Source organism: Limnohabitans sp., from assembly GCF_040400975.1.
GTDB lineage: Bacteria > Pseudomonadota > Gammaproteobacteria > Burkholderiales > Burkholderiaceae_C > Limnohabitans_A.
Genome location: NZ_JBBAPF010000003.1, coordinates 188,556 through 212,274, shown reverse-complemented (window position 1 = coordinate 212,274; position 23,719 = coordinate 188,556). Strand labels below are relative to the sequence as shown.

The 23,719-nt window shown below is 60.7% G+C and carries 24 protein-coding genes and 1 pseudogene; 10 read left to right on the top strand and 15 right to left on the bottom strand.

The genetic code is table 11. From position 1 onward, the window contains the following. Positions 1–77 precede the first annotated feature (77 nt). A complete protein-coding gene (locus tag ABWQ00_RS04220) occupies positions 78–455 on the bottom strand; it encodes a hypothetical protein (protein WP_353237420.1) in 378 nt (125 codons plus the stop codon). A 538-nt stretch (positions 456–993) separates the two neighbouring features. Between ABWQ00_RS04220 and ABWQ00_RS04215 the strand changes: the two are divergent. Beyond that, positions 994–1,122: pseudogene (locus ABWQ00_RS04215) on the top strand (cyclic pyranopterin monophosphate synthase MoaC); the annotation flags it as partial. A gap of 37 nt (positions 1,123–1,159) precedes the next feature. Here ABWQ00_RS04215 and ABWQ00_RS04210 read toward each other — a convergent pair. From ABWQ00_RS04210 to ABWQ00_RS04200, 3 genes are all read right to left on the bottom strand, one after another. Beyond that, positions 1,160–2,416 carry a serine hydrolase domain-containing protein gene (locus ABWQ00_RS04210; protein ID WP_353237419.1) on the bottom strand — a complete coding sequence of 419 codons (1,257 nt, stop codon included), beginning with the start codon at positions 2,414–2,416 and terminating at the stop codon, positions 1,160–1,162. Between the two features lie 69 nt (positions 2,417–2,485). Next, positions 2,486–3,505, bottom strand: a complete 1,020-nt coding sequence (locus ABWQ00_RS04205) for a Bug family tripartite tricarboxylate transporter substrate binding protein (RefSeq protein ID WP_502908066.1) — start codon at positions 3,503–3,505, stop codon at positions 2,486–2,488. 29 nt (positions 3,506–3,534) lie between these two features. Continuing rightward, positions 3,535–4,407, bottom strand: coding sequence for an isocitrate lyase/PEP mutase family protein (locus ABWQ00_RS04200; RefSeq protein ID WP_353237418.1), 873 nt, complete (start codon positions 4,405–4,407; stop codon positions 3,535–3,537). Between the two features lie 71 nt (positions 4,408–4,478). Between ABWQ00_RS04200 and ABWQ00_RS04195 the strand changes: the two genes are divergently transcribed. Together ABWQ00_RS04195 and ABWQ00_RS04190 are read left to right on the top strand one after the other, a co-directional pair. Then, positions 4,479–5,273, top strand: coding sequence for an SDR family oxidoreductase (locus ABWQ00_RS04195; RefSeq protein ID WP_353237417.1), 795 nt, complete (start codon positions 4,479–4,481; stop codon positions 5,271–5,273). Continuing rightward, positions 5,270–5,818, top strand: a complete 549-nt coding sequence (locus tag ABWQ00_RS04190; protein WP_353237416.1) for a lipocalin family protein — start codon at positions 5,270–5,272, stop codon at positions 5,816–5,818. Before ABWQ00_RS04195 ends, ABWQ00_RS04190 begins: the two co-directional genes overlap by 4 nt. Before the next feature lie 3 nt (positions 5,819–5,821). Here ABWQ00_RS04190 and ABWQ00_RS04185 read toward each other — a convergent pair whose 3' ends face one another. Further along, positions 5,822–6,439 (bottom strand): hypothetical protein, encoded by a 618-nt coding sequence (locus tag ABWQ00_RS04185; protein ID WP_353237415.1) that lies wholly within the window; start codon positions 6,437–6,439, stop codon positions 5,822–5,824. Between the two features lie 203 nt (positions 6,440–6,642). Between ABWQ00_RS04185 and ABWQ00_RS04180 the strand changes: the two genes are divergently transcribed. Then, positions 6,643–7,656 (top strand): oxygenase MpaB family protein, encoded by a 1,014-nt coding sequence (locus ABWQ00_RS04180; protein ID WP_353237414.1) that lies wholly within the window; start codon positions 6,643–6,645, stop codon positions 7,654–7,656. A 31-nt stretch (positions 7,657–7,687) separates the two neighbouring features. Here the strand turns inward: ABWQ00_RS04180 and ABWQ00_RS04175 are convergent, their stop codons facing one another. The 3 genes from ABWQ00_RS04175 to ABWQ00_RS04165 all read right to left on the bottom strand — a co-directional run bounded on the left by ABWQ00_RS04175 (position 7,688) and on the right by ABWQ00_RS04165 (position 10,380). Further along, positions 7,688–8,116, bottom strand: a complete 429-nt coding sequence (locus ABWQ00_RS04175) for a c-type cytochrome (RefSeq protein WP_353237413.1) — start codon at positions 8,114–8,116, stop codon at positions 7,688–7,690. 156 nt (positions 8,117–8,272) lie between these two features. Then, positions 8,273–8,929: a pyroglutamyl-peptidase I gene (gene pcp / locus ABWQ00_RS04170; RefSeq protein WP_353237412.1), complete on the bottom strand. Its 657-nt coding sequence runs from the start codon at positions 8,927–8,929 to the stop codon at positions 8,273–8,275. A 14-nt stretch (positions 8,930–8,943) separates the two neighbouring features. Beyond that, positions 8,944–10,380, bottom strand: a complete 1,437-nt coding sequence (locus ABWQ00_RS04165) for an NAD-dependent succinate-semialdehyde dehydrogenase (protein WP_353237411.1) — start codon at positions 10,378–10,380, stop codon at positions 8,944–8,946. A gap of 162 nt (positions 10,381–10,542) precedes the next feature. On the opposite strand from ABWQ00_RS04165, the gene ABWQ00_RS04160 reads away from it, so the two are divergent. Then, positions 10,543–11,064, top strand: a complete 522-nt coding sequence (locus ABWQ00_RS04160) for a dioxygenase family protein (RefSeq protein ID WP_353237410.1) — start codon at positions 10,543–10,545, stop codon at positions 11,062–11,064. A gap of 26 nt (positions 11,065–11,090) precedes the next feature. Here ABWQ00_RS04160 and argE read toward each other — a convergent pair whose 3' ends face one another. Next, on the bottom strand, positions 11,091–12,311 hold the full coding sequence (gene argE / locus ABWQ00_RS04155) for an acetylornithine deacetylase (protein ID WP_353237409.1): 1,221 nt from the start codon (positions 12,309–12,311) through the stop codon (positions 11,091–11,093). 139 nt (positions 12,312–12,450) lie between these two features. Between argE and ABWQ00_RS04150 the strand changes: the two genes are divergently transcribed. Further along, complete coding sequence (locus ABWQ00_RS04150; protein WP_353237408.1) at positions 12,451–12,768, top strand: NIPSNAP family protein; 318 nt, start codon at positions 12,451–12,453, stop codon at positions 12,766–12,768. Positions 12,769–12,814: 46 nt separating this feature from the next. On the opposite strand, the gene ABWQ00_RS04145 is transcribed toward ABWQ00_RS04150, so the two are convergent. From ABWQ00_RS04145 to ABWQ00_RS04135, 3 genes are all read right to left on the bottom strand, one after another. Beyond that, the gene (locus ABWQ00_RS04145) at positions 12,815–13,684 is read right to left on the bottom strand and encodes a methyltransferase domain-containing protein (protein ID WP_353237427.1); all 870 of its coding nucleotides are present in this window, start codon (positions 13,682–13,684) and stop codon (positions 12,815–12,817) included. A 93-nt stretch (positions 13,685–13,777) separates the two neighbouring features. Then, positions 13,778–14,767, bottom strand: a complete 990-nt coding sequence (locus ABWQ00_RS04140) for a tripartite tricarboxylate transporter substrate binding protein (protein ID WP_353237407.1) — start codon at positions 14,765–14,767, stop codon at positions 13,778–13,780. Positions 14,768–14,788: 21 nt separating this feature from the next. Next, complete coding sequence (locus ABWQ00_RS04135) at positions 14,789–15,529, bottom strand: GntR family transcriptional regulator (RefSeq protein WP_353237406.1); 741 nt, start codon at positions 15,527–15,529, stop codon at positions 14,789–14,791. A 51-nt stretch (positions 15,530–15,580) separates the two neighbouring features. On the opposite strand from ABWQ00_RS04135, the gene ABWQ00_RS04130 reads away from it, so the two are divergent. The 4 genes from ABWQ00_RS04130 to otnK all read left to right on the top strand — a co-directional run bounded on the left by ABWQ00_RS04130 (position 15,581) and on the right by otnK (position 19,657). Beyond that, a complete protein-coding gene (locus ABWQ00_RS04130) occupies positions 15,581–16,396 on the top strand; it encodes an amidohydrolase family protein (protein WP_353237405.1) in 816 nt (271 codons plus the stop codon). Between the two features lie 69 nt (positions 16,397–16,465). Further along, positions 16,466–17,440, top strand: a complete 975-nt coding sequence (locus ABWQ00_RS04125) for a Bug family tripartite tricarboxylate transporter substrate binding protein (protein ID WP_353237404.1) — start codon at positions 16,466–16,468, stop codon at positions 17,438–17,440. A 52-nt stretch (positions 17,441–17,492) separates the two neighbouring features. Then, positions 17,493–18,392 carry an L-threonate dehydrogenase gene (gene ltnD / locus ABWQ00_RS04120; protein WP_353237403.1) on the top strand — a complete coding sequence of 300 codons (900 nt, stop codon included), beginning with the start codon at positions 17,493–17,495 and terminating at the stop codon, positions 18,390–18,392. After that, positions 18,389–19,657 carry a 3-oxo-tetronate kinase gene (gene otnK / locus ABWQ00_RS04115; protein WP_353237402.1) on the top strand — a complete coding sequence of 423 codons (1,269 nt, stop codon included), beginning with the start codon at positions 18,389–18,391 and terminating at the stop codon, positions 19,655–19,657. The genes ltnD and otnK overlap by 4 nt, the downstream gene beginning before the upstream one ends. Positions 19,658–19,699: 42 nt before the next feature. Here otnK and ABWQ00_RS04110 read toward each other — a convergent pair whose 3' ends face one another. The 3 genes from ABWQ00_RS04110 to katG form a co-directional block, all read right to left on the bottom strand. Further along, positions 19,700–20,746 carry a homocysteine S-methyltransferase family protein gene (locus ABWQ00_RS04110; protein ID WP_353237401.1) on the bottom strand — a complete coding sequence of 349 codons (1,047 nt, stop codon included), beginning with the start codon at positions 20,744–20,746 and terminating at the stop codon, positions 19,700–19,702. Then, positions 20,743–21,291 carry a hypothetical protein gene (locus ABWQ00_RS04105; RefSeq protein ID WP_353237400.1) on the bottom strand — a complete coding sequence of 183 codons (549 nt, stop codon included), beginning with the start codon at positions 21,289–21,291 and terminating at the stop codon, positions 20,743–20,745. The genes ABWQ00_RS04110 and ABWQ00_RS04105 overlap by 4 nt, the downstream gene beginning before the upstream one ends. A gap of 86 nt (positions 21,292–21,377) precedes the next feature. Continuing rightward, positions 21,378–23,588, bottom strand: a complete 2,211-nt coding sequence (gene katG, locus ABWQ00_RS04100) for a catalase/peroxidase HPI (protein ID WP_353237399.1) — start codon at positions 23,586–23,588, stop codon at positions 21,378–21,380. Between the last annotated feature and the right edge of the window lie 131 nt (positions 23,589–23,719).

The window sequence follows — 23,719 nt, the reverse complement described above, 5'->3', positions numbered from 1 at the left end:
CAGTGGCTCAATATTCGATGCAAACACTGGCTCAGTTTGTCTGGCTAATCAACAAGCAGGCCAATGTCCATGGCCCCTCACTGTTTTTCCAAAGATATGTTGTGTTGCTCTGGGTACTTCCACATAGCCCCTGTCATCAAATCCACAATGCCCAAATCTATGAAAACCGCTCCGGCTACCCCGGCCCCCGTTGCGGAACTCGCAATTTTCAAAGCGAATGTTTTATAGCCTTCTGCCCTACAGTTCACGACGATGTCGTCCTTATCCTTCGAGACTTGAAGAGTATTTTGTGACTGTGAAACTACGCCAAGCTGGCCATCTCCATCGCGCGTGACTACGCAACGCGCTTCCTTTGGCTCAATATTGAAGATCAAAGTCTGAGATGTGCCTTGTGTAATTGATGCACACCCGGTTAAGAAGGTGGCGCCAGTAAGGATTGTCAGGAACGTACGCACGATCACTCCAGTTAATGTTGAGTTAAAAGATCACCATAACTGCAAGAAATGTTTCCGTCAAGTTACGACTCGCCGTTTGAGCAGTTCAAGGTGCAAGGGCAGCGTGTGGGTCCCATCTGCTGGATTCGGGGGGTGGGGGTACGGTGGGGGTCCTGATCGGGAAAAGTCCTAAGGGGGTACGGGGGCCGCTACCGGCATGCCCATCGGCAAAGACCCACGATGCCGCACATCACGTGCACACTACCCTGATGTCCAGCGTTAGACAAAGACCCCCAGATTTTTTGATGATCTGTGCAAAACAGTGATTAGGCTGGTGGGCAGGCTATGCCCTGAAGTTGGCGGGTGGGGGTGCGGTGGGGTGGCCGGTCTAGCGCATTGCTGACCCAGCATCGACCTCGTGTGCGGCTTAGACAGAGTGAATTGAGTACCGTACACTGCCATCGGGCAAGAAATTCCTTGTCCAAATTTTGTCCAACTAAACATGCAGGATGAGGTCGATTGACGGCCTTCAATGCGCGCTAAATTGTTGATTTGTATCGGCCCCCCAATCGCCCTGCTCACCATCTACGACATGTGCAAGGCGGTGGACCGGGGCATGGTCATCACCGATGTGAAGCTGCTGGAAAAGCACGGTGGCAAAAGCGGCAGTTGGACTGCATCACATTGAAACTGCACACGCGCACCCTTGTGTCGCATCTGCCGCATCAGTCGACCTTGCCACCCAGGCTCTTGAGCACACCCTCCCACATCGCCTGTCGGAACTGGTAGGGCCTGGGGTCCTGACGGCCGCTGGGCGCGGTGTGCACCGCCGTCTGCACCATCACGATCTTGGTTTCAGGCTGCACATAAATCGTCTGGCCGTGGATGCCCTGCAAAGCAAAAGTGCGTGTTTTGTAGGGCAACAACCACGTCTGGTATCCATAGCCCATGAACGACGTAGCAACGCGTGGCCTGAAAGCCGGTGGCTGACGTTGCACATCGGTCGCGTCCAGCAGGTATTCGCGCGGAATGATGACATGACCGTCTCGCACCCCATCGTTGGCCAGCAACATGCCAAAGCGGCCATAGTCGCGCAGCGATGCATTGAAGCTCCCCGCAGTACCTTCGGCGCCATCGGTGGTGCTCAAAAGCCAGTGCGCGGGATCCTCTGCACCCATAGGTTGCCACAGCCACTCTTGCGTGAGCTGGGCGATCGACTGCCCGGTCGCGCGCCGCAGTACTCGACCCAGGATTTCAGTCTCAATGGAGGCGTAGTGAAAGCGCTGGCCCTGGTCAATTTCCCGTTGCGTACGAGTCAGCAGGTGTTGCTCAATGCGCCGGGGCTGCCTGGCATTGCTCGGGTGGTAAAGCACCATGCCCCAGACCCAGTTGTCATCGTCTTGTGTCCAGGTGTAGAGCTCGCGAAATGGCACGCCAGAGGACATGCGCAGCAGATTCCGGATGCTGGTCTGGCCATAGGCCGAGACCGCAATTTCGGGCCAGTAATCGGCTGCGCGGTCGTCCAAGGATCTGATCAAACCCTTTTCATGGGCAATCCCCACCAACATGGCGGTAAAGGTCTTGGCCATCGAAAACGAGCGCATGGGCATGCCGGGCTGGCGGCCATACTGGTAGCGCTCGGCCACGACCTGACCCTCCTTGATGATCAGTAATCCGGTGGTCTGGGTGGCGTCCATGTAGTCGTCGACCGACTGACCCCAACGCCATTGGATAGATGGTGGCTCGGGGTGGTCGGGCAGGGGCCAAGGGATATTGGCCGGCTTCACCGCATTGCGCGGCTGGGTGCTCAGCCCCCCGGACCAGGTACCGACACGGCAGCTGGCCTGCTGTAAGGCGGCGATGCAACTGGGATAGTCCTGACTCAGGCCGAGCGCCTGGGCGTTGGGGCCATCCGCACGCATTTTGCGCACGGGTGTATGCGCCTGTGCCAAGGCCATGCACAGACCGCAGGCCAGCGCCATGAGTGGCCATCGGCCCCACAACACCCTCGGCAGGGTCAGCGGAAATCGAAGGGCGCATCGCACAGGGGCTTACTCGGCTTTGATGTTGGCCGATTTGACGACTCCCGCGTAACGCGACAAATCACGCGCCATGTCGCGGCCAAACTTTTCAGGACCGCCGGGGCTGGCGGTGATGCCCAAGGTGTTCAGGCGCTCGCGCACGGCCGGGTCATTGAGCACGGCGTTCAACTCGGTGTTGAGCCTCTCAACGATGGCGCGCGGTGTTTTGGCAGGCGCCAGCAAGCCCACCCAGGAGTTGATGTCGAAATCGTTCAGGCCCGCCTCAATGAAGGTGGGCACATCTGGTAAAGAAGGCGCGCGTTGGGCACTCGAGACCGCCACCGCGTGCAGCTTGCCCGATTTGACGTGAGGGAAAGCACCCGCCACAGCGGTGTACACCAAGGGGATATTGCCGCCCAGCACATCGGTCAAAGCCTGACCACCGCCTTTGTAGGGAATGTGGGTGAGGTTGGCACCGGTGCGCTGCTTGAGCAGTTCACCCGCCAGGTGGGGCGTGCCACCCGTGCCCGAGGTGCCGTACGACAGACCACCCGACTGGGTTTTGGACAGGGCGATCACTTGCTGCAGTGTCTTGGCGGGCACGCCGGGGTGCGACACCAAAATCAGAATGGCGTCGCCGATCTTGCCAATCGGGGCGAAGTCCTTGACGGTGTCAAAACCGACTTTGGGAAACACATGCGGGTTGATCACCATGGTGCCGTCAAAGCCCAACAGCAGGGTGTAACCATCCGGCTCGGCCGTGGCCACCATTTGCGTGCCGATGTTGCCTGAGGCGCCGGGTTTGTTGTCCACGACCACCTGTTGTCCGAGGCGCCTGGACAGCTGCTCGGCGATCAATCGCCCGCTGGTGTCGGTCACGCCGCCAACCGCAAAGGGCACCACCAAACGAATCGGTTTGGCGGGGTAAGCGGCTTGCGCTGCGGCGGTGCTGGCGCTCAGGGTCAGGCCAGCGCCAGTAGCAGCCATCAGGCCGGTGCTCAGAGCCGTCTTGAGCCATTGGCGGCGGGGTGTTGTGCTTTTGTTTTGCATCGTTGTCTCCTGGTGGTTTCTATTGGTCATCAGTCGGTTTCGGCGTAGCGCTTTTCAAACGCCCAAACATCTTCAAAACCCATGAGGCGGGTCAGGTCGGCGAAGTCGTACAGCGGCGTTGGGCCATTGGCCGACGAGCCGGTGTCTTTGAACTGCTGGTACACCTGGGTCATGGCCTGCACACCGGCCAGCAAGGCGGTGACGGGGAAGATGGCGATCTTGTAACCCAGCGCTTCCAGCTCGGGGCGGGTCAACACGGGCGTGCGACCTTTCTCCACCATGTTGGCCACCAGTGGCACGTCAAAGCTCTGGCCGATGCGGCGCATTTCTTCTTCGGACTCGGGCGACTCGACAAACAAAATGTCGGCCCCCGCCTTGGCATAGGCCTCAGCCCGGCGCAGCGCCTCGTCCAGGCCCAGCGTGGTGCGGGCGTCGGTGCGGGCGATGATCAAGAAGTCTTTGGACTCCCGCGAATCCACCGCCACCTGGATCTTGCGCACCATGTCGGCCATGGGGATGACACGGCGGCCCGGCGTGTGGCCGCATTTCTTGGGGAACTCCTGGTCTTCGAGTTGGATGGCGCAAGCGCCTGCGGCTTCGTAGCCCCGGATGGTGTGGCGCATGTTGAGCAAACCGCCATAGCCGGTATCGGCATCGGCCATCAGCGGCGTGCGGGCCATGCCCGCCATGGCCGTGACGCGCCCCACCATGTCGCTGTAGGTGGCCAGACCCGCATCAGGCAAGCCCATGTGCGAAGCCACGGTGCCGTAGCCCGTCATGTACAGCGCATCAAAGCCAAAACTGTCAGCCAAGCGCAGCGACACCATGTCGAACACGCCAGGGGCGACGACCAGGCCGGGTTGGTTCAAACGCGCACGCAGCGCAGAGGTTTTGGAAGTCATGGCGCGAAGTTCTTACAAGAGTGATTAAATCGACAAGATCAGAGTTTTTCATTTCAGCAGAAGAGCGACCCATGGACCTTCACCTTCGCGACACGCACATCCTCATCACCGGCGGCAGCAAAGGCATTGGTCTGGCTTGTGCACAGGGTTTTTTGGCCGAAGGTGCCCGCGTGAGCTTGGTCTCGCGTGACAGAGCCAACCTGGCGCGGGCACAGCAGCAACTGTTGGCCGCCTGCCCCGGCGCACGCATCCACACCGTGGCCGCCAATTTGCGCGATGCATCGGCGGCGCTCGCGGCCCTGGACTCGGCCGAAGCAGCGTTCGGCCCGGTCGACGTGTTGGTCAACTCGGCAGGCGCGGCCAAGCGCACGCCCGCACCCGAACTCACGCCCGAAGCCTTTGCCGATGCGATGCAGGCCAAGTACTTCACCTATGTCCACATGATCACCCCTACCATCCACCGCATGGCTGCACGCGGTCAGGGCGCGGTGGTCAACGTGGTGGGCAATGGCGGCAAAGTCGCCAGCCCCATCCACCTGCCCGGTGGCGCGGCCAATGCGGCGCTGATGCTGGTGAGCGCCGGTCTGGCCGCAGCCTATGGCGCACAAGGCATCCGCGTCAACGCGGTCAACCCTGGCCTGACTTTGACCGACAGACTGCACGAAGGCTTTGCGGCCGATGCCCGCTTGAAGGGCCTGAGCCCCGACGAAGTCATGGCGCAATCGGTGGCCAAAATACCGCTGGGCCGCATGGCCGATCCCGAAGAAATCGCCAACGCGGTGCTGTTTTTGGCCTCGTCCAAAGCCAGCTATGTCACCGGCATTTGCATGAGCATGGACGGGGCTTTGAACCCGATGGTTGTATGAAAGTTTTGACCGCAAGCCGCAGCCTGGCTCTGGCATGGGCCTGTGTGCTCAGCATGCCGGCGCAAGCCGAGTTGGCCCCCCTGAAAACCGTGGCGGCGGTGGATGTGCCCCGCTACATGGGCACCTGGCATGAAATCGCCAAATACCCCAACTGGTTTCAAAAGAAATGCGCCAGCAGCACCCAGGCCACCTACACGCTGCAAACCGACGGCGGGGTGCAGGTGCTGAACCGCTGCAAAACGGCCAAGGGCGAGTGGACCGAAGCCTTGGGGGCCGCACGGCAAATAGGCGGGCCGACATCGGCCCAGCTGAAGGTGCGTTTTGCCCCCGCCTGGCTGTCCTTCATCCCCATAGTGTGGGGGGATTACTGGATCATCGATCTGGACAGCGATTACCAATGGGTGGTCGTGAGCGAACCCAAGCGCGAGTATTTGTGGATCTTGTCACGCACACCCCAAATGCCTGCAGTCACCTACCAAGCCTTGCTGGCCAAGCTGGACCAACTGGGCTTTGACCTGAAACGGATCGAAGCCAGCCAGCCTTGAGCTTCAGTGCGCCGCTTCGGCAACGCGCACCTGCTTGGCCTCGCTGACTTGCAGCCAGCCTTGGCTGGCAGCGTCTTGGGCCAGTTGAGCGATCAAGGCGCGGGCGTCCGCGTTGACCATGGCCACAGGTTGCAAGCGCAAAGCCGCATCCGAAAAGTGGTGCACCACTTCGGCCACGTCATCGGCATCCAGCGCCGTAGGCTTGTAGACCGGCGTGCAACGCACCTTTTGGCCCAGCGCCCGATAAAACACCGCTGCCAAATGGGCCGATGCACCGTACACGCTGCGCAGCTGGCCTGCTGCCGTCACACGCAGGGTGTAACCGTATTTGCCCTTAACGCATTCGGCCTCGGTGATGTCTTTCAAAGCAAAGTGATGCACCACGTTGCCCGTGTCGTTTTCTGAGACCAACAACTGCTGGTCGGTCAACAACCACAGGCCACGCCCTGCCAAGACCACACGGCCCAGCACATACGCCAAGACCCGCTCGGTGGGCTGGATGTGGTCGCGCATTTGGTCCACATCGGATTGCTTGAGCAATTGCGATCCATAAGGGTTTTGGCCCTCGATCAAGAGTTCGCTCAGTTCGTTGCCATTTTTCAAAAAATCCAGCCAAGCCATGGGGTGTCTCCAATTTGAGCTGCGCATGTTCGGGCATGACCCCACATCCAAGCCGGGATCGCCCTGAATGGTCCTGATGGACACATGGTTATTGGTCACCGCCAAGGGCCCAAACCCAGCCTGCGCCAACGGCCTTTCAGGGTGGCCGTGCAACCCATCGAGCGGTGTCACACACTGGCACCTCTTTGAATACCCACGGGCCCATGACACCCCCTTCTTTGATTCAGGCGCTCTTGACTGCCGTACAGCCCCCGCCCCAAAACGCCAGCCCCGCGCCAACGCTCTGCAGCTTGGGCGCACACATGGCCGAGCGGGTGCGCGCGCACCTGTCGTCGCAGCTCAAAGAGCAGCTGGGTCAGCGCGTGCGGGCCATGACCGGAGCCACAGGAGATGCACGGGACTTTTTAGAGCCCGCAGGCGACCCCGGCTTGTTCGGTCCGGACTCGGCCGCATGGCAGGTGCACGCGCACTTTGTGGCGATGATGACCGGGGGCTTGTCCTCGCTGATGCTGCAAGCGCTGCACCCTCAGGCTTTGGGGGCCGTGTGGGACCACTCGCGTTTTCGCACCCAACTGCAGGCGCGGCTGGGGCGCACCGCCTTGTTTGTGGCCACCACCACCTATGGCGGCACGGCTGCGGCTCTGCAAAGCATCGAGCGGGTCAACCGCATCCACGCCCAAATTCGTGGCCACTTGCCAGACGGCACGCCCTACGTGGCCAACGACCCCGAACTGATCCGCTGGGTGCACCTGGGCGAAACCACCAGTTTTTTGCGGGCCTACCAAGACCTGTCGCTGCAGCCCCTGAGCGCATCCCGGCAGGACCAATACTTTGCCGAAATGGCTCAGGTGGGCCACCGCTTGGGCGCACACGGGCTGCCCATGAGCCGGCACCAAGCCTTGACGCAGCTGCAAGCCTTTCGGCCGCAATTGCGGGTCGACGAACGCACACGCGAAACACTGCACCTGATTGAGAACTACCCCTGCGAGCCCCTGGATCGCCCTTTGGTCACAATGATCGTGCGCGCCGCCTTGCAGATGCTGCCCGATTGGGCTCTCGACATGCTGGAGCGCGAACGCCGCTGTGCGCTGGAACAAGCCGCTGTGCGCACAGCCCTGCAAGGCATGGGCGCCTCGCTGGCATGGGCCTTTGCCGACACCGGCGTGGCCGCGCGCGCTCACCAGCGCATGCAGGCACCACCAAAGACCATGGTTTGAGCCACTTGGACAGCCGCAGCCGACGCAGCCGTCACGGGCGCTGAATCGTCTCCAGGTATTTGAGCAAAGACACAATGCGGTTGCGCGCCGACCACTCGGCGATGGTGGCCGAATCGCCCGGCTGCGTCATGGCGCGGGCCTTGAACTCTTGGCCCCACACCGGCATTTCGCGCGATCCGTGGGGCCCGCCATCGCCGGACCAACGGCCGTCGATCACCTCCCACATCAGCTCTTGCGGGAACTTGCCACCATGCCTTTGGGTGATGGTCGTCAAATCGGAAGGCGGCTTCACCAAAAACGACTGCACCGGACCATCGCCTCGACCCGAAGGGCCATGGCAACTGGCACAGTTGTCGCGGTAGTCGGCACGCCCCAAACCCACCGATGTTTGAGCCCAAGCCGTGGCGGTAACACTCAGGACGCTGGCGATGACTGCGCGATGAATGGTGTTGTTTTTCATGAAGGCTCCTGACCTGATGCAAAAGCAACATCATCCGAAAAACAGCACCCAGAGTCTGTGCGTTGGCGCGCCAAACCAGCCGATTAGGTTGCGGTATTTGCAGGCGCTCGACTGCGTTATTGGTGGAGCCCACCCCGTTGGCGAAACGGTGGCGACTCAGTTCAGCGTGCCACCACCGATGGCCGCGTCTGCCAAGCTTAGTTGGCGCTGCGCCAACAGCAAAGCCAGAGCCTGCTGCACCCCGGCCACTTGCAAGTCCAGAGGCCAGCTGGGCAAACTGGGGCCAGGCCAGTGGGCGGCTTGCTCTGGCAACAGGGGCAGGTGCATGAAACCGCTGTGCACGTCCAGGCCCACCAAAGCGTGTTGCAAACCATAAAAGACCTGGTTGCAGACAAAAGTGCCCGCCGTTTGCGACACCGAAGCCGGAAAGCCACTCGCACGCAAACCGGCCACCAAAGACTTGATGGGCAAGGTGCTGAAGTACGCCGCAGGGCCACCCGCGATCACCGGCACGTCAATGGGCTGCGCCCCGGCGTTGTCGGGGATGCGCGCGTCCATCACATTGATGGCCACACGCTCCACCGACAAATCACACCGTCCCTCCGCCTGGCCCAGCGCCAGTACGATGTCAGGGGTGTGCTGCGTCAGCGCTTGCTGCAAAGCGGGCAGCGCCTGTGCAAACACGCAAGGCAGCTGCACCGCCACGACCTGGGCGCCAGGCAAAGGATGACCGTGCAAGGCACGCGCCACCTCCCAGGACGGGTTGAGGCTTTGACCGCCAAAGGGCTCGAAGCCGGTGAGCAGGATGCGCATCAAAGATGCGCCTGTCAGGCGTTGAAGATAGACACCGTCTTGGTGTTGAGGTAAGCCTCCAGCGCCTCGGGGCCACCTTCAGAGCCGTAGCCGGAATCTTTCACGCCGCCAAAGGGCAACTCAGGCCAGGGCGCAGCAGGCTGGTTGACCCAGAGCATGCCCACCTCCAGACGCTGGCTGAGCTGGTGCATGGTTTTCATGGAGTTGGTGAAGGCGTAAGCGGCCAAGCCAAAAGGCAGGCGGTTGGCTTCGGCAATGGCGTCTTCGATCTTCTCGAAGCTGCGGATCGCGGCGATCGGGCCGAAGGGCTCGTTGACCACCACATCCGCGTCGAGCGGCACATGCGACAGCACCGTGGGCGCAAAGAAGTTGCCTTGTGTGCCGATGCGCTCACCACCGGTGAGCACCTTGGCGCCTTTGGCGCGGGCATCTTGCACGATGGACTGCATGGCCGCCAAGCGCCGCTCGTTGGCCAAAGGCCCCATTTGCGTGCCTGCGGCCAGGCCATCGCCCACCTTCAGCGCTTGCGCCTGCGCGGCAAACGCTTCGGCAAAGGCGTCGGCAATGCTGTGGTGCACCAAAAAGCGGGTGGGCGAGATGCAGACCTGGCCCGCATTGCGGAACTTGGCCGCACCGGCGGTCTTCAGGGCCAAGGCGATGTCCGCGTCTTCGGCCAGGATGACCGGGGCGTGGCCGCCCAGCTCCATGGTCACGCGCTTCATGTGCTGGCCAGCCATGGCCGCCAGTTGCTTGCCCACAGGTGTGGAGCCGGTGAAGGTGATCTTGCGGATCAGCGGATGCGCGATCAGGTAATTCGAAATCTCAGCAGGTGTGCCATACACCAGACCAATCACCCCTGCGGGCACACCCGCGTCATGGAAAGCGCGAATCAACTCAGCCGGCGCGGCAGGCGTTTCTTCGGGCGCTTTGACGATGATGGAGCAGCCGGTGGCGAGCGCCGCCGACATTTTGCGCACCGCTTGGTTGACGGGAAAGTTCCAGGGCGTGAACGCAGCGACCGGGCCCAAGGGCTGCTTCAAGACTTGCTGCTGGACCTGAATGTTGCGTGGCGGCACGATGCGGCCATACACGCGGCGGCCTTCTTCGGCAAACCACTCGATGATGTCGGCCGCCGACATGGCTTCGACCTTGGCTTCGGCCAGTGGCTTGCCTTGTTCTTGCGTCAGCAGTTCGGCGATTTGCGGGGCACGCTCACGCATCAGGGCCGCGGCCTTGCGCAAAATGGCGCTGCGCTCGTTGGCCGGCGTATCGCGCCAAATCTCGAAACCCTTTTGAGCGGCTTGCGCAGCACGCTCCAGATCCGGAATGCCGGCATGGGCCAAGCGGCCGATTTCGGTGCCGTTGGCGGGGTTGAACACGGGCAGGGTGCGACCGCCCTCGGCGTCGCACCATTGGCCGTTGATGAAGAGTTGGGTGTTAGGGTAAGTCATGGCGGGTTCCAGAAGTCGCTAGGGTAAGGAAGAAAAAGTGAGGGCTATTGGCCGTAAGCAAATTGTGGACGCATTTCGCGACAATCTGGTCAAACCCGTGACACAAGGGGCTTTGTCCGACCTTTGCCCTACAGTCAAACCCTCTGAAGTCCTCATAAACCCATGCACGCCCACTCATCTGTCTTGTTTGTGCCCCACGGCTCGCCCATGTTTGCCCTGCACCCCGGTGCGGCTGGCGCTGCCATGAGCGCGCTGGTGCCTCAATTGGGCACACCCCGCGCCATCGTGGTGATCAGCCCGCACTGGGAAACGGCCCTACCCAACGTGGGCTTTGCCACCCAACCCGAAACCATCCACGACTTTGGCGGCTTTGACCCTCGCCTTTATGAGATGCAATACCCTGCGGCGGGCAGCCCCGAAGTAGCTGCCATGCACGGCGGCGCCACACCCAGCTATGTGCAGACCTTTGCCGACTGGGTTCACAAGCATTTGGTGGCGCGCGATGTGGCCGGTTTGCTGGACTACCGCCAGCAGCTTTCCGGTCAGCGCGCCCACCCCACAGACGAACACTTGTTGCCGCTGTTCACCGCCTGGGGCGCAGCAGGCGCTGATGCACAGCCTTGCGCTTTTTTCAGGGGCATCAGCGACCATGTGATCGCCATGGATGGCTACGTGTTTCACTGAGGCGCACTGTTGAGCGCCGCACATCGTCAGCCGACACAAACCCGGTCGGCCAAGCGCCGCATGAAGCGCTCGCACCAAGCCAATTGGTCCAACGTGACCCACTCGTTGGGCTGGTGCGCCTGCGCGATGTGGCCGGGGCCGCACACGATGGTGGGCACACCCGCTTGGTGAAACAGCGCTGCTTCGGTGCCAAACGACACCTTGCCTGCGCCACTGGCAGGGTCCAATTCGGCACAGTCAAAACACAACTGGGCAATTTCACTGTCGGCTGCCGTGGCAAAACCAGGAAGGACAGATTTGAGCTCGTGGGTGATGCCGGTGTCTGGGGCCACTGCCTGCATGGCAGGCACCAAGCTCTCGCCAAAAGCCTTGGCCCGTGCAAACAACTCTTCGGGCGTGTTCATGTGGTGATGGCGGATTTCCCAGCTCACCTCGCACTGGCGGGGGATGATGTTGAGCGCGGTGCCACCCGCGATCACGCCGGTGTGGATGGTGGTGTGGGGCACGTCGTAAATCGGGTCAAACGGCCCGTTTTGCACCAACTCGCGGTGCATGCTTTTGAGATTGGCGACAAATTCACAAGCGATCTCGACCGCGTTCACACCCAGCGGTGTGAGCGAAGAATGCGCCTCAAAACCGTGCACCGTGGTTTTGTAAGAATGCTTGCCCTTGTGCGCAATGACCACCTGCATGCCGGTGGGTTCGCCCACGATGCAGCCGGCAGGCTTGAAACCCTGCGCCTGAATGTCGGCAATCATGCGGCGCACACCGATGCAGCCCACTTCTTCGTCGTAACTGAAGGCCAGGTGAATCGGGCGCTTGAGTTTTCTTTTCAGCAACTCGGGCACCATCATCAAACAAATGGCGCCAAAACTCTTCATGTCGGTCACGCCCCGGCCGTACATCTTGTCGCCTTGGATCATGACCTTGAACGGGTCGGTGTCCCAGGGTTGGCCGTCCACAGGCACCACATCGGTGTGGCCGGACAGCACCAAGCCGCCCACTTTGGTTTCGCCGTCGTGTGCAGGCAGTGTGGCCCAGAGGTTGGCCTTCTGGCCGCTGTCGTCATAGGTACGGCTGCAGCTGATGCCCAAATCCTTCAAATAAGCTTCGGTCCAGTCCAGCAAGGCCAGGTTGCTGTCGCGCGAGACGGTGGCAAAGGCGATCCATTTTTCGATCAAGGGCAAAGCGGCAAGGTCTGCGGCTTGCACGTGCGACAAGGCAGCTTGAGAAAGAGGGGCGTTCATAAGATTCCGTCTAAAAAAGCCCCAACAGGGCGTTTTTGATCTTACAGGGGCCATGGCGCACCGGCGTCACCTTGCCGACAGCAAGGCCGATCTTAAGACTCTAAAGTGAATCGTCTTTTCTCAAACCTTTGGAGTTCTCATGGCCATCTATGAACTGCGCACCTACAACGCCATCGTCGGAAAAATGTCCGAGCTTGTCACCTTGTACAAAACCGAAGGCTGGCCCGTGCTGTCCAAGCACCCGCCCAAGCTGGTGGGCTATTTCACAGGGGATGTGGGAGCCTTGAACCAGCTGATCCACATCTGGAAGTTTGACGACGATGCCGACCGCCGTGCGTTTTGGGCCGGGGTTTACGGCGATGCGAACTTCATGGCCTTTGCCGCCAAAATCCGTCCGCTGATTGCCGAGCAGCAAAACAAGCTGATGCTGTCGGCACCCTGGGGACCGCAGCCCTGAAGACGGAAGGGCGTGTATCACCTGCGCATCGAGTGCCAAGCGCAGGTCAGTTGCCCAAGCGCTGGGCGCTGACTTTCACCACCTCGGGCTGTCCCTCCAGCATGCCGTAAGGCGCCACCCACTCGCCCGACATCGTGCCCCCTTGCACCCGGACTTGAACCGCTTGCAATTGCCCGTCTTCTTTGACGAAGCTGAAATGCAAGTCGGCACCGTCGATGCGGACGCCCAGCAAAGGCTGAGCCATATGGCCCAAGGCAGAGCCTCCAGCCAGCGTGCCGCCCACACGCTGGTATCGCTGGGTCAAGGCCAACCGCACCGGACCACGGCGGTCCAGTCCGTGCACCGACCACTGACCCGCCACTTGCGCGGGCACTTTCCAGAAATACCCGGTGTTGCTGCCCACCCGGATCACCTGATCGGGCTCCCAGTCGCCCATGCCAAAGGTGTTGGACACCACGCGCGTGCCTGGCCGCATGCCCAGCAAGGTGGGGCGCAGTTGTTCGTTCAACTCCTCTAATAAATAGAGCGTGACCACACTGGCTCTGGAAAAGTCTTCTTTGAAGATGTCACCCTGCACGATGCGGACCCGGCCTGCCACACCCGCCTTTTCGGCATTGCGCTGCGCCAAGGCGGCCAAGTCTTTGTTGTACTCAATGCCCCAAGCCCGCGCCCCAAATTGCCGTGCCGCCGCGATCGCGATCTTGCCGTCACCGGCGCCCAGGTCCACCACCTCGTCTTCGGGTGAGACCTGCGCCACCGTGAGCATTTGAGTCACCAACTCGTCGCGCGTGGGCAACCACATCACGTCTTTGCCCGATTGACCCAGCTTGGGGGCGTAAGTTGAAGTGGGGGCACTGCTGCAAGCCGACAACAGCAACAAGCCAAAAAGGCTGAACCAGCGGGCCAAAAACTGCATCACGAAGAACCATCCCTAAAAAAGGCGAGCATGCCACGATTTAGGACAGGCCCGTGGCTTGTGGGCAGTTGTGGCCCAAGCCCTGTCACTCACTTATTCAATGGTGATTTTGCGTTCTTTGACCACGCGACCCCAGAGGTTGATTTGTTGCTCAATGAATGCTCTGGCCTGTTCGGGAGAGCCTTTTTGCAACTCACCACCCAGTTGGGCAACGCGAGCTTTCACCTCAGGCGCATCTAAAGCCTGTTGAAACGCTGCTGCCAGCCTTTTCATCACGGGCTCAGGGGTATTGGCAGGGGCAAATACAGCATTCCACTCATAAACTTCTGTGCCTTTCAGGCCAGATTCACTCAGGGTGGGGACATCGGGCAGGATGGGAGAGCGCTTGTCGGACGTCACGGCCAAGGCTTTCAATTTGCCTGACTGAACGTGCTGCAAAGTGGACGCCAGATTGCCAAAGAAAAGGGGCACTTGACCGCCGATCACGTCATTGAGTGCTGGGCCGCCACCCTTGTAAGGGACATGAATCATGTCCACTTTGGCAGCAGATTCAAACAATGCGCCCGCCAAATGTTGCGCGGAACCATTGCCCGATGATGCATAGGACACAGCATCTTTGCTTTTACGGGCAGCTGCCGTGAGTTCGGCAATGTTCTTCGCGGGGAAATTGGCGTTGACCAAGACCACATTCGGGAACAAGGCCACCACGCCTACAGGCTGAAAAGCTTTCAGACTGTCATAGGGCAGCTTTGGATACAGCGAAGGGTTCACGGAAAAAGAGGAGGCATCCAGCATCAAGGTGTAGCCATCCGGGTTGGCTTTGGCAACCGCTGCTGCGCCAATTTGCCCGCTTGCACCAGCCCTGTTTTCGACGACGACCGTTTGGCCAAGTGCTTCACCCATTTTGGGGGCAATCAGTCTGGCCATGGCATCTGCGCCACCCCCTGGCGGGTAAGTCACCACCAAAGTGATCGGCTTGGTGGGGTACGCCGTTTGTGCAAAACCAGATGTCGCTGTCCCGCACAGAGCAGATGTGACAAGCGCAATCCAGCCGATGGATTGGAGTCGGGAAGAACCATTCATGAAATATCTCCTAGGAAGTTGTTATTGCACCTGTGCGGTGTACTTGAAAGAAAACGCGTCGCCACGTGTGGTGCGAAGTTCGACGCAGCGGCCCGCCATATCAAAAGCCTGACGCTCAACCAGAACGCAGGGGTGTGATGCAGCAAGTTTGAGACGCTTAGCTTGTCTGGCATTGAATTGCGAAAAGCTCAGACTGTCTTGTGTTTTTTGAATCACAACCCCGCAGCGTTGCTGGTACATGGGGTAAAGCAAGTCGTCCCACCCATCGGTGTCGGAGTCGGCCAAAGCGCCAAAGAGTGGCAGTGGCAAAACGATGGTTTCCAGCAAGCAGGGTTCAGACTCTAGGCTTCGCAGGCGTTCAATTTGAATAACTTGAGCACCCTTCACCAAACCGAAGGCCTGAATTTCTTGGATGCTGGCACTGCGCAAACGACTGCCCAAAATCTGGGAATGAGGCGTCATGCTGGCCGCATCGTCGGTGCCGCGAAATCTGAAAAATCGCATCATGGAGGCGCCATCAACACCTTTGGTCACAAAGGTGCCTTTGCCATGCCGGCGTTGCAACACGCCATCTTGAACCAGAAGTGACAAAGCTTGCCGAATGGTGCCCAATGCCACACCATAGCTTTGCGCCAAAGCCGATTCGGCAGGAATGACCTCGCCCGGAACCCATTCACCCTGCAGGATTCGATCGCGCAAAGCAGTCGCCAAATTGCCGTATCGACTTTGGCCAAGTGAATGAGTTTTAAAGAGTGTTGTCATGAATTGATTCTAGACATCTAGAGGACTAGAATGTACAGTATGGATTTCAGCATGTCAAAAAATTGGATCGATACCCATTTCCATGTTTTCAACGCAGGGGTTGCCGTTGAAGGCGCCCGTTACGCACCGCAATACAGCGCGAAGCTGTCCGATTGGATGCGCCAGGCCCAAAATGTGGGAGTGGCTCGCGGTGTTTGGGTGCAACCGAGCTTTTTGGGCACAGACAACAGTCTGATGATCGATGCCCTGAAGTCTCACCCTGACAAGCTGCGCGGTATTGCTGTGGTCAGCCCAAGTGTGGCCATTGAAACCTTGAAGACCATGCACCAATCTGGCGTACGGGGCATCCGCTTGAATTTATCGGGTGTCTCCCATGACATCCCAGAATGGACCCTGTCGGACAACATTTGGGAAGCCATCCATACACTGGGTTGGCATCTTGAGATCCACACCGATCAGGGGAAACTGCCCCAAGTGTTGCGCCAAATACCCTCTGACATACCCCTTGTGGTGGACCACATGGCCAAACCCTTGGACGCCCGCGCCTCAGACCCCACTTTGTTGGCATTGAAGAAGCACGCAAGCCTTGCCCCGATCTACGTGAAGTTGAGTGGCGCTTACCGATTGGGGGGCGTCCATCCAGAAACTTTGACTTCTCTTTTATTGAGCGATCTGGGCCCCGGTGCATTGCTGTGGGGAAGCGACTGGCCCTGCACCAACCATGAAGAGTTTGCGAATTTTGAAACACTCATCGCCCAAGCCCATGCGTGGACAGGTGCCGAGTCCTTTGAGCAGATCATGGCTCACAACCCAACCCGCCTTTATTGGGGTGGTGGCCAATCTCAGCATCAGCAGTCACCGCCGTGATCACCCTGATACCAAGCCCATTCAAAATTTGTATGATGACCTGATCAATTAAATCAGGACACAGATCCCATGCAACGTAGAACTTGGACCACGGCCGCTGCCGTTTGGCTGGCCGTCACACCCTTTTTGGCCTCCACCGCTGTGGCTCAGGCTTGGCCCACACGGCCCATCAAGCTGGTGGTGCCCTTTCCGCCAGGTGGCCTGATCGACAACATGGCCCGCTTGGTGGCGCCCAAGTTGGCGCTGGAGCTGGGCCAGCCCATCGTGATTGACAACAAACCGGGTGCCGGTGGCAACCTGGGCGCGGCCGAAGCGGCGCGTGCACCGGCCGACGGCTACACCTTGCTCATGGCCTCGCCCCCGCTGACGATCAGCCCCGCGCTGTACAGCAAGCTGCCTTACAAGCCTGAGCAAATTGCCCCTGTGGCACTGCTGGGCCGCGTGCCCAATGTGCTGGTGGTCAACCCGGCTGCAGGCATCAACACCTTGGCTGACCTCACGGCGCTGGCCAAATCCAAGCCGGGCCAGCTCAACTACGCATCCAACGGCCAAGGCACCTCTTTGCACCTGAGCGCAGAACTGTACAAAAGCCAGTCGGGCGCGTTCGTCACGCACATCCCTTACCGGGGTGCAGCAGCTGGCCTGACGGGCCTGATGGCGGGCGAGGTGAACATGATGTTTGACAACCTGCCCTCGGCGCTGGGCCTGATCAACGGTGGCAAGCTCAAGGCCCTGGCCGTGACCACGCCCCAGCGCAGCAGCGCTTTGCCGGGCGTGCCCACCATGGAAGAAGCGGGCATGAAGGGCTATCAGGTGTTCGCTTGGTTTGGTGTGGCCGCGCCTGCGGGCTTGCCTGCCCCCGTGCTGCAAAAACTGGAACAAGCGCTGGAACGCGTAGCCAGTCAGCCCGAGGTCAAGACCGCCATGCTCAAAGCTGGCGCCGAACCCGCTTGGGCCAATGCCCAAGGTCTGGGCAACTTCATGCAGGCCGACACCGCGCAGTGGAAAAAAGTGGCCGCTTTTGCCAAGATCACTTTGGATTGACCACCGCCTTTTGCAAAGATTTATTTTGAGAACTTGATTCTGGAGAGATGACATGACCACAGTGGGTTTGATCGGTTTGGGGGCCATGGGCTCGGGCATGGCCGCTTCGCTGCGCCGCGCCGGGCACAGCGTGCAGGTGTTTGATGTGCGCCGCGAAGTGGCCGAGGCATTCACCCATGCGGGTGGCACAGCGCACGACACACTGGCCTCTTTGGGTGCGGCGTGCGATGTGGTGGTGTCGGTGGTGGTCAATGCCGCGCAAACCGAAGCCGTGCTGTTTGGCGATGGCACCACCCCCGGTTGCGCCGCCAGCATGAAGCCCGGCAGCGTGTTTGTGATGTGCTCCACCGTGGACCCCAACTGGTCGGTGGCCTTGGAGGCACGCCTGGAGGCCATGGGCCTGCGCTATGTGGACGCGCCCATCTCGGGCGGCGCGGCCAAAGCGGCCAGTGGCCAAATGACCATGATGACCGCCGCCAAGCCCGAGGCCTATGCCCTGGCCGAACCGTTTTTGAACGCCATGGCCGCCAAGGTCTACAAGCTGGGCGACAGCGCGGGCGCAGGCAGCAAGGTCAAGATCATCAACCAATTGCTGGCGGGTGTGCACATCGCCGCAGCGGCCGAAGCCATGGCGCTGGGCCTGCGCGAGGGCGTGGACGCTGCGGCTTTGTACGAGGTGATCACGAACAGCGCGGGCAACAGCTGGATGTTTGAAAACCGCATGGCCCATGTGCTGGCGGCCGATTACACGCCCCTCTCGGCGGTGGACATTTTTGTGAAGGATTTGGGGCTGGTGCTGGACATGGCGCGTGCCAGCAAGTTCCCCTTGCCGCTGTCTTCCACCGCGCACCAGATGTTCATGCAGGCGAGCACAGCGGGCTTTGCCAAAGAAGACGACAGCGCGGTGATCAAGATTTTCCCGGGCATTGAACTGCCGAAAGGCAAGGCATGAGCGCGTTGAAACTGGGTTGCATTGCAGACGACTTCACCGGCGCGACCGATCTGGCCAACAACCTGGTGCGCTCGGGCATGCGGGTGGTGCAGACGATTGGCGTGCCTGCAGCACCGCTGGCGGCAGACGTGGACGCGGTGGTGGTCGCGCTCAAGTCGCGCACCATCCCAGCCGCCGAGGCGATCGCGCAATCGCTCGATGCATTGAAGTGGTTGCAGGCGCAGGGTGCAGAGCAGATCTATTTCAAATACTGCTCGACCTTTGACAGCACACCCGAAGGCAACATCGGCCCGGTGACCGAGGCGCTGATGGACGCACTGGGCACGGACTTCACCATCGCCACGCCCGCCTTTCCGGACAACGGCCGCACGGTGTTCAAGGGCTATCTGTTTGCGGGCAACGTGTTGCTGAACGAGTCGGGCATGCAAAACCACCCGCTCACGCCGATGACGGATGCGAATTTGGTGCGCGTGATGCAAGCGCAAACGAAACGCCCAGTGGGCTTGATCGATTACAAAACCGTGGCCCAAGGCGCGGCGGCCATCCGCGAACGCATCGCTGCGCTGCGCGCCGAGGGTGTGGGTGTGGCCGTGGTGGACGCGACCAGCAACGCCGACCTGCACCTGCTCGGCCCTGCCTTGAAAGGCATGCCGATGGTCACCGCCGGTTCGGGTGTGGCGATTGGCCTGCCCGCCAACTTTGGCCTCAAGCCTTCTGTGCAAGCCAGCCAGTTGCCTGTGGCTTCGGGCCTGCAGGCGGTGGTCTCGGGCAGTTGCTCGGTGGCCACCAACGCCCAGGTAGCGCACTTCAAATCCAGCGGGCGCCCCGCCATAGCCATCGCCCCAGCCAGCTTGATGCATGGCCAAAGCGACGCGGTGGTGCAGCAGGTGCTGGCCTGGGCCGCGCCACTTTTAAAAGACGGCCCGGTGCTGGTGTATTCCACCGCCGAGCCAGATGCCGTCAAAGCCGTACAGGCACAACTGGGCGTGGCTGAAGCAGGGGCTTTGGTCGAACACGCATTGGCCGCCGTAGCGCGTGGCCTGGTGGGCTTGGGCGTGCGGCAGTTGGTGGTCACGGGTGGCGAGACCTCGGGCGCTTGTGTGCAAGCTTTGGGCATCGCGCAGTTGCAAATTGGCCCGCAGATCGACCCGGGTGTGCCGTGGTGCCATGCCCCGTCATCCACTGGCGGTGTTCACATCACCCTCAAGTCGGGGAACTTCGGCACCGAAGACTTTTTCAGCAAAGCTTTCGCCGCGCTAGGCTGACACCTCAGGCACCAGCGGCCTGAGTAGGCTGAATAGGAGCCTTCAGGCCGCTTCTTTGTAGAAGAAACCGCCGTGCACACCACGCGGCGCCAGTGGGCCAACAGCCTTGCTGATCGCGCCGATGTGGTCAGGCGTGGTGCCGCAGCAACCGCCCACGATGTTGACCAGGCCTTCGGCCGCGAACTCGTGCAGCAAACGGCTGGTGACTTCGGGCGTTTCGTCAAAACCGGTATCACTCATGGGGTTGGGCAGGCCGGCGTTGGGGTAGCAGCTGATGAAAGTGTCGCCCGCCACCTTGTTCAATTCTTGAATGTAGGGGCGCATCAGCGTCGCGCCCAAAGCGCAGTTCAGGCCAATGGCCAGGGGCTGGGCGTGGCGCACGCTGTGCCAAAACGCGGTCACGGTCTGGCCGCTCAGGATGCGGCCCGAGGCGTCGGTCACGGTGCCGCTGATGATGAGGGGCAGGCGCTCGCCGCTGGCTTCAAAGAATTCCTCGATGGCAAACAGCGCGGCCTTGGCGTTCAGCGTGTCAAAAATCGTTTCGACCAGCAGCACGTCCGAGCCACCTTCGACCAGGGCTTCGACCTGTTCGTAATAAGCGGCGCGCAGTTCTTCAAAAGTGACATTGCGGGCACCGGCATCGTTCACGTCGGGGCTGATGCTGGCGGTCTTGGGCGTGGGGCCCAAAGCGCCCACCACATAGCGGGGCTTGTCGGGCGTAGAAAACTTGTCGCAAGCGGCGCGGGCCAATTTGGCGGACTGCAGGTTCATCTCGCGGGTCAGGTGCTGCATGTCGTAATCGGCCTGAGCGATGGTGGTCGCGCCAAAGGTGTTGGTCTCGATCATGTCGGCGCCCGCGGCCAAATAGCCTTCGTGGATGTCACGGATCACGTCAGGCCGGGTCAGGCTCAGCAGCTCGTTGTTGCCCTTGACGTCTTTGGGGAAGTCCTTGAAACGCTCACCGCGGTAGTCGGCCTCGGACAGTTTGAAGCGCTGGATCATGGTGCCCATGGCCCCGTCCAGAATGGCGATGCGGTTTTTCAGGATCTCGGGCAGCGCCTGGGCGCGGGTGTAGGTCAGGGATTTCATTCGGTGTCGGCAGAAAAAACAAGGGCTTGCGGTGTCTGACGTTTGGCTTGCCAGGCTTGCAGCGCCTGGGCGCGGGTGGCGTCCGGGTGCTGCGCAAAATAGTCGCGGATGTGCTGATTGAACTGGAATTGTCGCTGAATCGGGGCTGGGCCCTGCTCAAGGCTGCTTCGGTAAACGACCAAGGCCTGCGCCAGCGTCTGCCCTTGAGGTTTTTTGAACAGCTCGCGCAGAGCCTGATTGAAGCAAAACGCAGGGCTGGTGTGCGCCACAAAAAAACCGCGCAACGCCGCGTTGAGCCGCCAGCCGGGGCCGATCACAGTTTGCGGCGTGAGGCTGTCAGGCATGACACCCTTCGCTGCCTTTGAAGCCGCATCGGGCAGTGGCTGCCCCGACAAACCCGCCAGCACGCGTGCCGTCAGGTCTTGTTTGCTGCCACCCGTGGGCCAGTTTTGGGCGCTGCAAAAGTCTTGCAGTTCTTTTTTGAGCCAGTACCAGGCGCTGAACACTTCAGGGCGCAAGTCCGGTGTGAGCAAGGGACGGTTCATGGGCGAAATTTTAAGGACGAGCGACACAAGCCCTTCAACACCAAGCCCCCGAAACCAGGGGGTTCCGGGGGCTGAGAAGGTGGCGATTACACCAAGTCAAAACGGTCCAGGTTCATGACCTTGTTCCAAGCGGCCACGAAGTCCTTGACGAACTTGGCCTGGTTGTCGTCTTGGGCATACACCTCGGACAAGGCGCGCAGCTGCGAGTTAGAGCCGAACACCAGGTCGACGCGGGTGCCGGTCCATTGGATGGCACCGGTCTTGCGGCAACGGGCTTGGAACTCGGTCTCGGCTTCCAATGTGGGCATCCAGGCCACGCCCATGTCGGTCAGGTTGACAAAGAAGTCGTTAGTCAGCTGGCCCACGCGATGGGTGAACACGCCGTGCTTGGAACCCCCGGTGTTGGCGCCCAAAACACGCAAACCACCCACCAGCACGGTCATTTCTGGCGCGCTCAGGTTCAGCAACTGGGCTTTGTCAACCAGCATCTCTTCGGCCGACACGGTGAAGGCCTTCTTCTGGAAGTTGCGGAAGCCATCGGCTTGTGGCTCGAGCACAGCGAACGACTCGGCGTCGGTCTGCTCTGCGCTGGCGTCGGTGCGGCCAGGCGTGAAGGGCACTTGCACGTCAAAGCCTGCTGCCTTGGCTGCCGACTCGACAGCGGCGCAGCCACCCAGCACGATCAGGTCGGCCAGAGAGACTTGCTTGCCGCCTTTGGCGTTGAAAGCCGCTTGCACGCCTTCGAGGGCCGCCATGGCCTTGGCCAGTTGGGCAGGTTGGTTGGCTTCCCAGTCTTTCTGGGGGGCCAAACGCACGCGGGCACCGTTGGCACCGCCGCGCTTGTCCGAGCCGCGGAAGGTGCTGGCCGAGGCCCAGGCTGTGCCCACCAATTCGCTCACGCTCAAGCCGCTGGCCAAGATGCTGGCCTTGAGGGCAGCGATGTCGGCAGCGTCAATGGGCACGCCTTTGGCGGCGGGCACAGGGTCTTGCCAGATCAGGTCTTCGGCAGGCACCTCTGGTCCGAGGTAGTTGACCTTGGGGCCCATGTCGCGGTGGGTCAGCTTGAACCAAGCGCGGCCATAGGCGTCGGCAAATTCCTCGGGGTTGTTCAAGAAGTGACGCGAGACTTTTTCGTAGTCCGGGTCCATGCGCAGCGACAAGTCGGCGGTGGTCATCATGGGCGGGTGCTTCTTGCTCGGGTCGTGCGCGTCGACGACCATGTCCTCGGGCTCGCAGTCTTTGGCGTGCCACTGGATGGCACCGGCTGGGGTGGTCATTTGTACAAATTCATACTTGAACAGCACTTTCAGGTAGCCCATGTCCCAGGTGGTGGGGTTGGGTTTCCAGGCACCATCAAAGCCGCTGGTGGTGGTGTCGCCGCCTTTGCCTGTGCCGTGTTGGTTGATCCAGCCAAAGCCCATTTCGTGCATGGGCGCGCCTTCGGGCTCTGGGCCGACCAGGGCCGCATCGCCCGCGCCGTGCATCTTGCCAAAGGTGTGACCGCCAGCCACCAAGGCCACGGTTTCGTAGTCGTTCATGGCCATGCGAGCGAAGGTCTCGCGCACGTCGTGGGCCGACAGTTTAGGGTCGGGGTTGCCGTCCGGGCCTTGTGGGTTGACGTAAATCAAGCCCATCTGCACCGCAGCCAGAGGGTTGGCCAGCTCACGGTCGCCGCTGTAGCGGCTGTTTTCTTTGTCGCTGGTGGCCAGCCATTCTTTTTCTGCGCCCCAGAAAATGTCTTCTTCAGGTGCCCAGATGTCGGGGCGACCGCCGCCGAAGCCAAAGGTCTTGAAGCCCATGGTTTCCATGGCCACGTTGCCGCACAGGATGAACAGGTCAGCCCAGGAAATCTTGTTGCCGTACTTCTTTTTCAGGGGCCACAACAGGCGACGGGCTTTGTCCAGATTGCCGTTGTCGGGGAAGCTGTTGAGGGGGGCAAAACGCTGGTTGCCGGTGCTGGCACCGCCACGGCCGTCAGCGATGCGGTAGGTGCCCGCTGCGTGCCAAGCCAAACGGATGAACAAACCACCATAGTGACCCCAGTCGGCTGGCCACCAGTCTTGGCTGTCGGTCATCAGATCGGCCATGTCTTTTTTGAGCGCGGCGAAGTCGAGCTTGGCAAACTCTTTGCGGTAGTCGTAGTCGGCGTCCATGGGGTTGGACACGGGCTGGTGCTGGTGCAAGATGGCCAGGTTAAGCTGATTGGGCCACCAATCGGCATTGGAGCGGGTGCCTTGCTTGGCGCGCGCGCCGACGGCGGCGTGAAACGGGCATTGGGATGCGGCGGGTGCAGTCATGTTGTACTCCTGGTTAGAAAAATCCATTCCATCAGAAAAACCATCAGCGTGTTTTGCAAGGTCTTGGCACCCCCCGGGTGGCAACCCTATGCTTTTTCGCTGTGCAAGTGGTCATTCCGAAAAAAATGAAC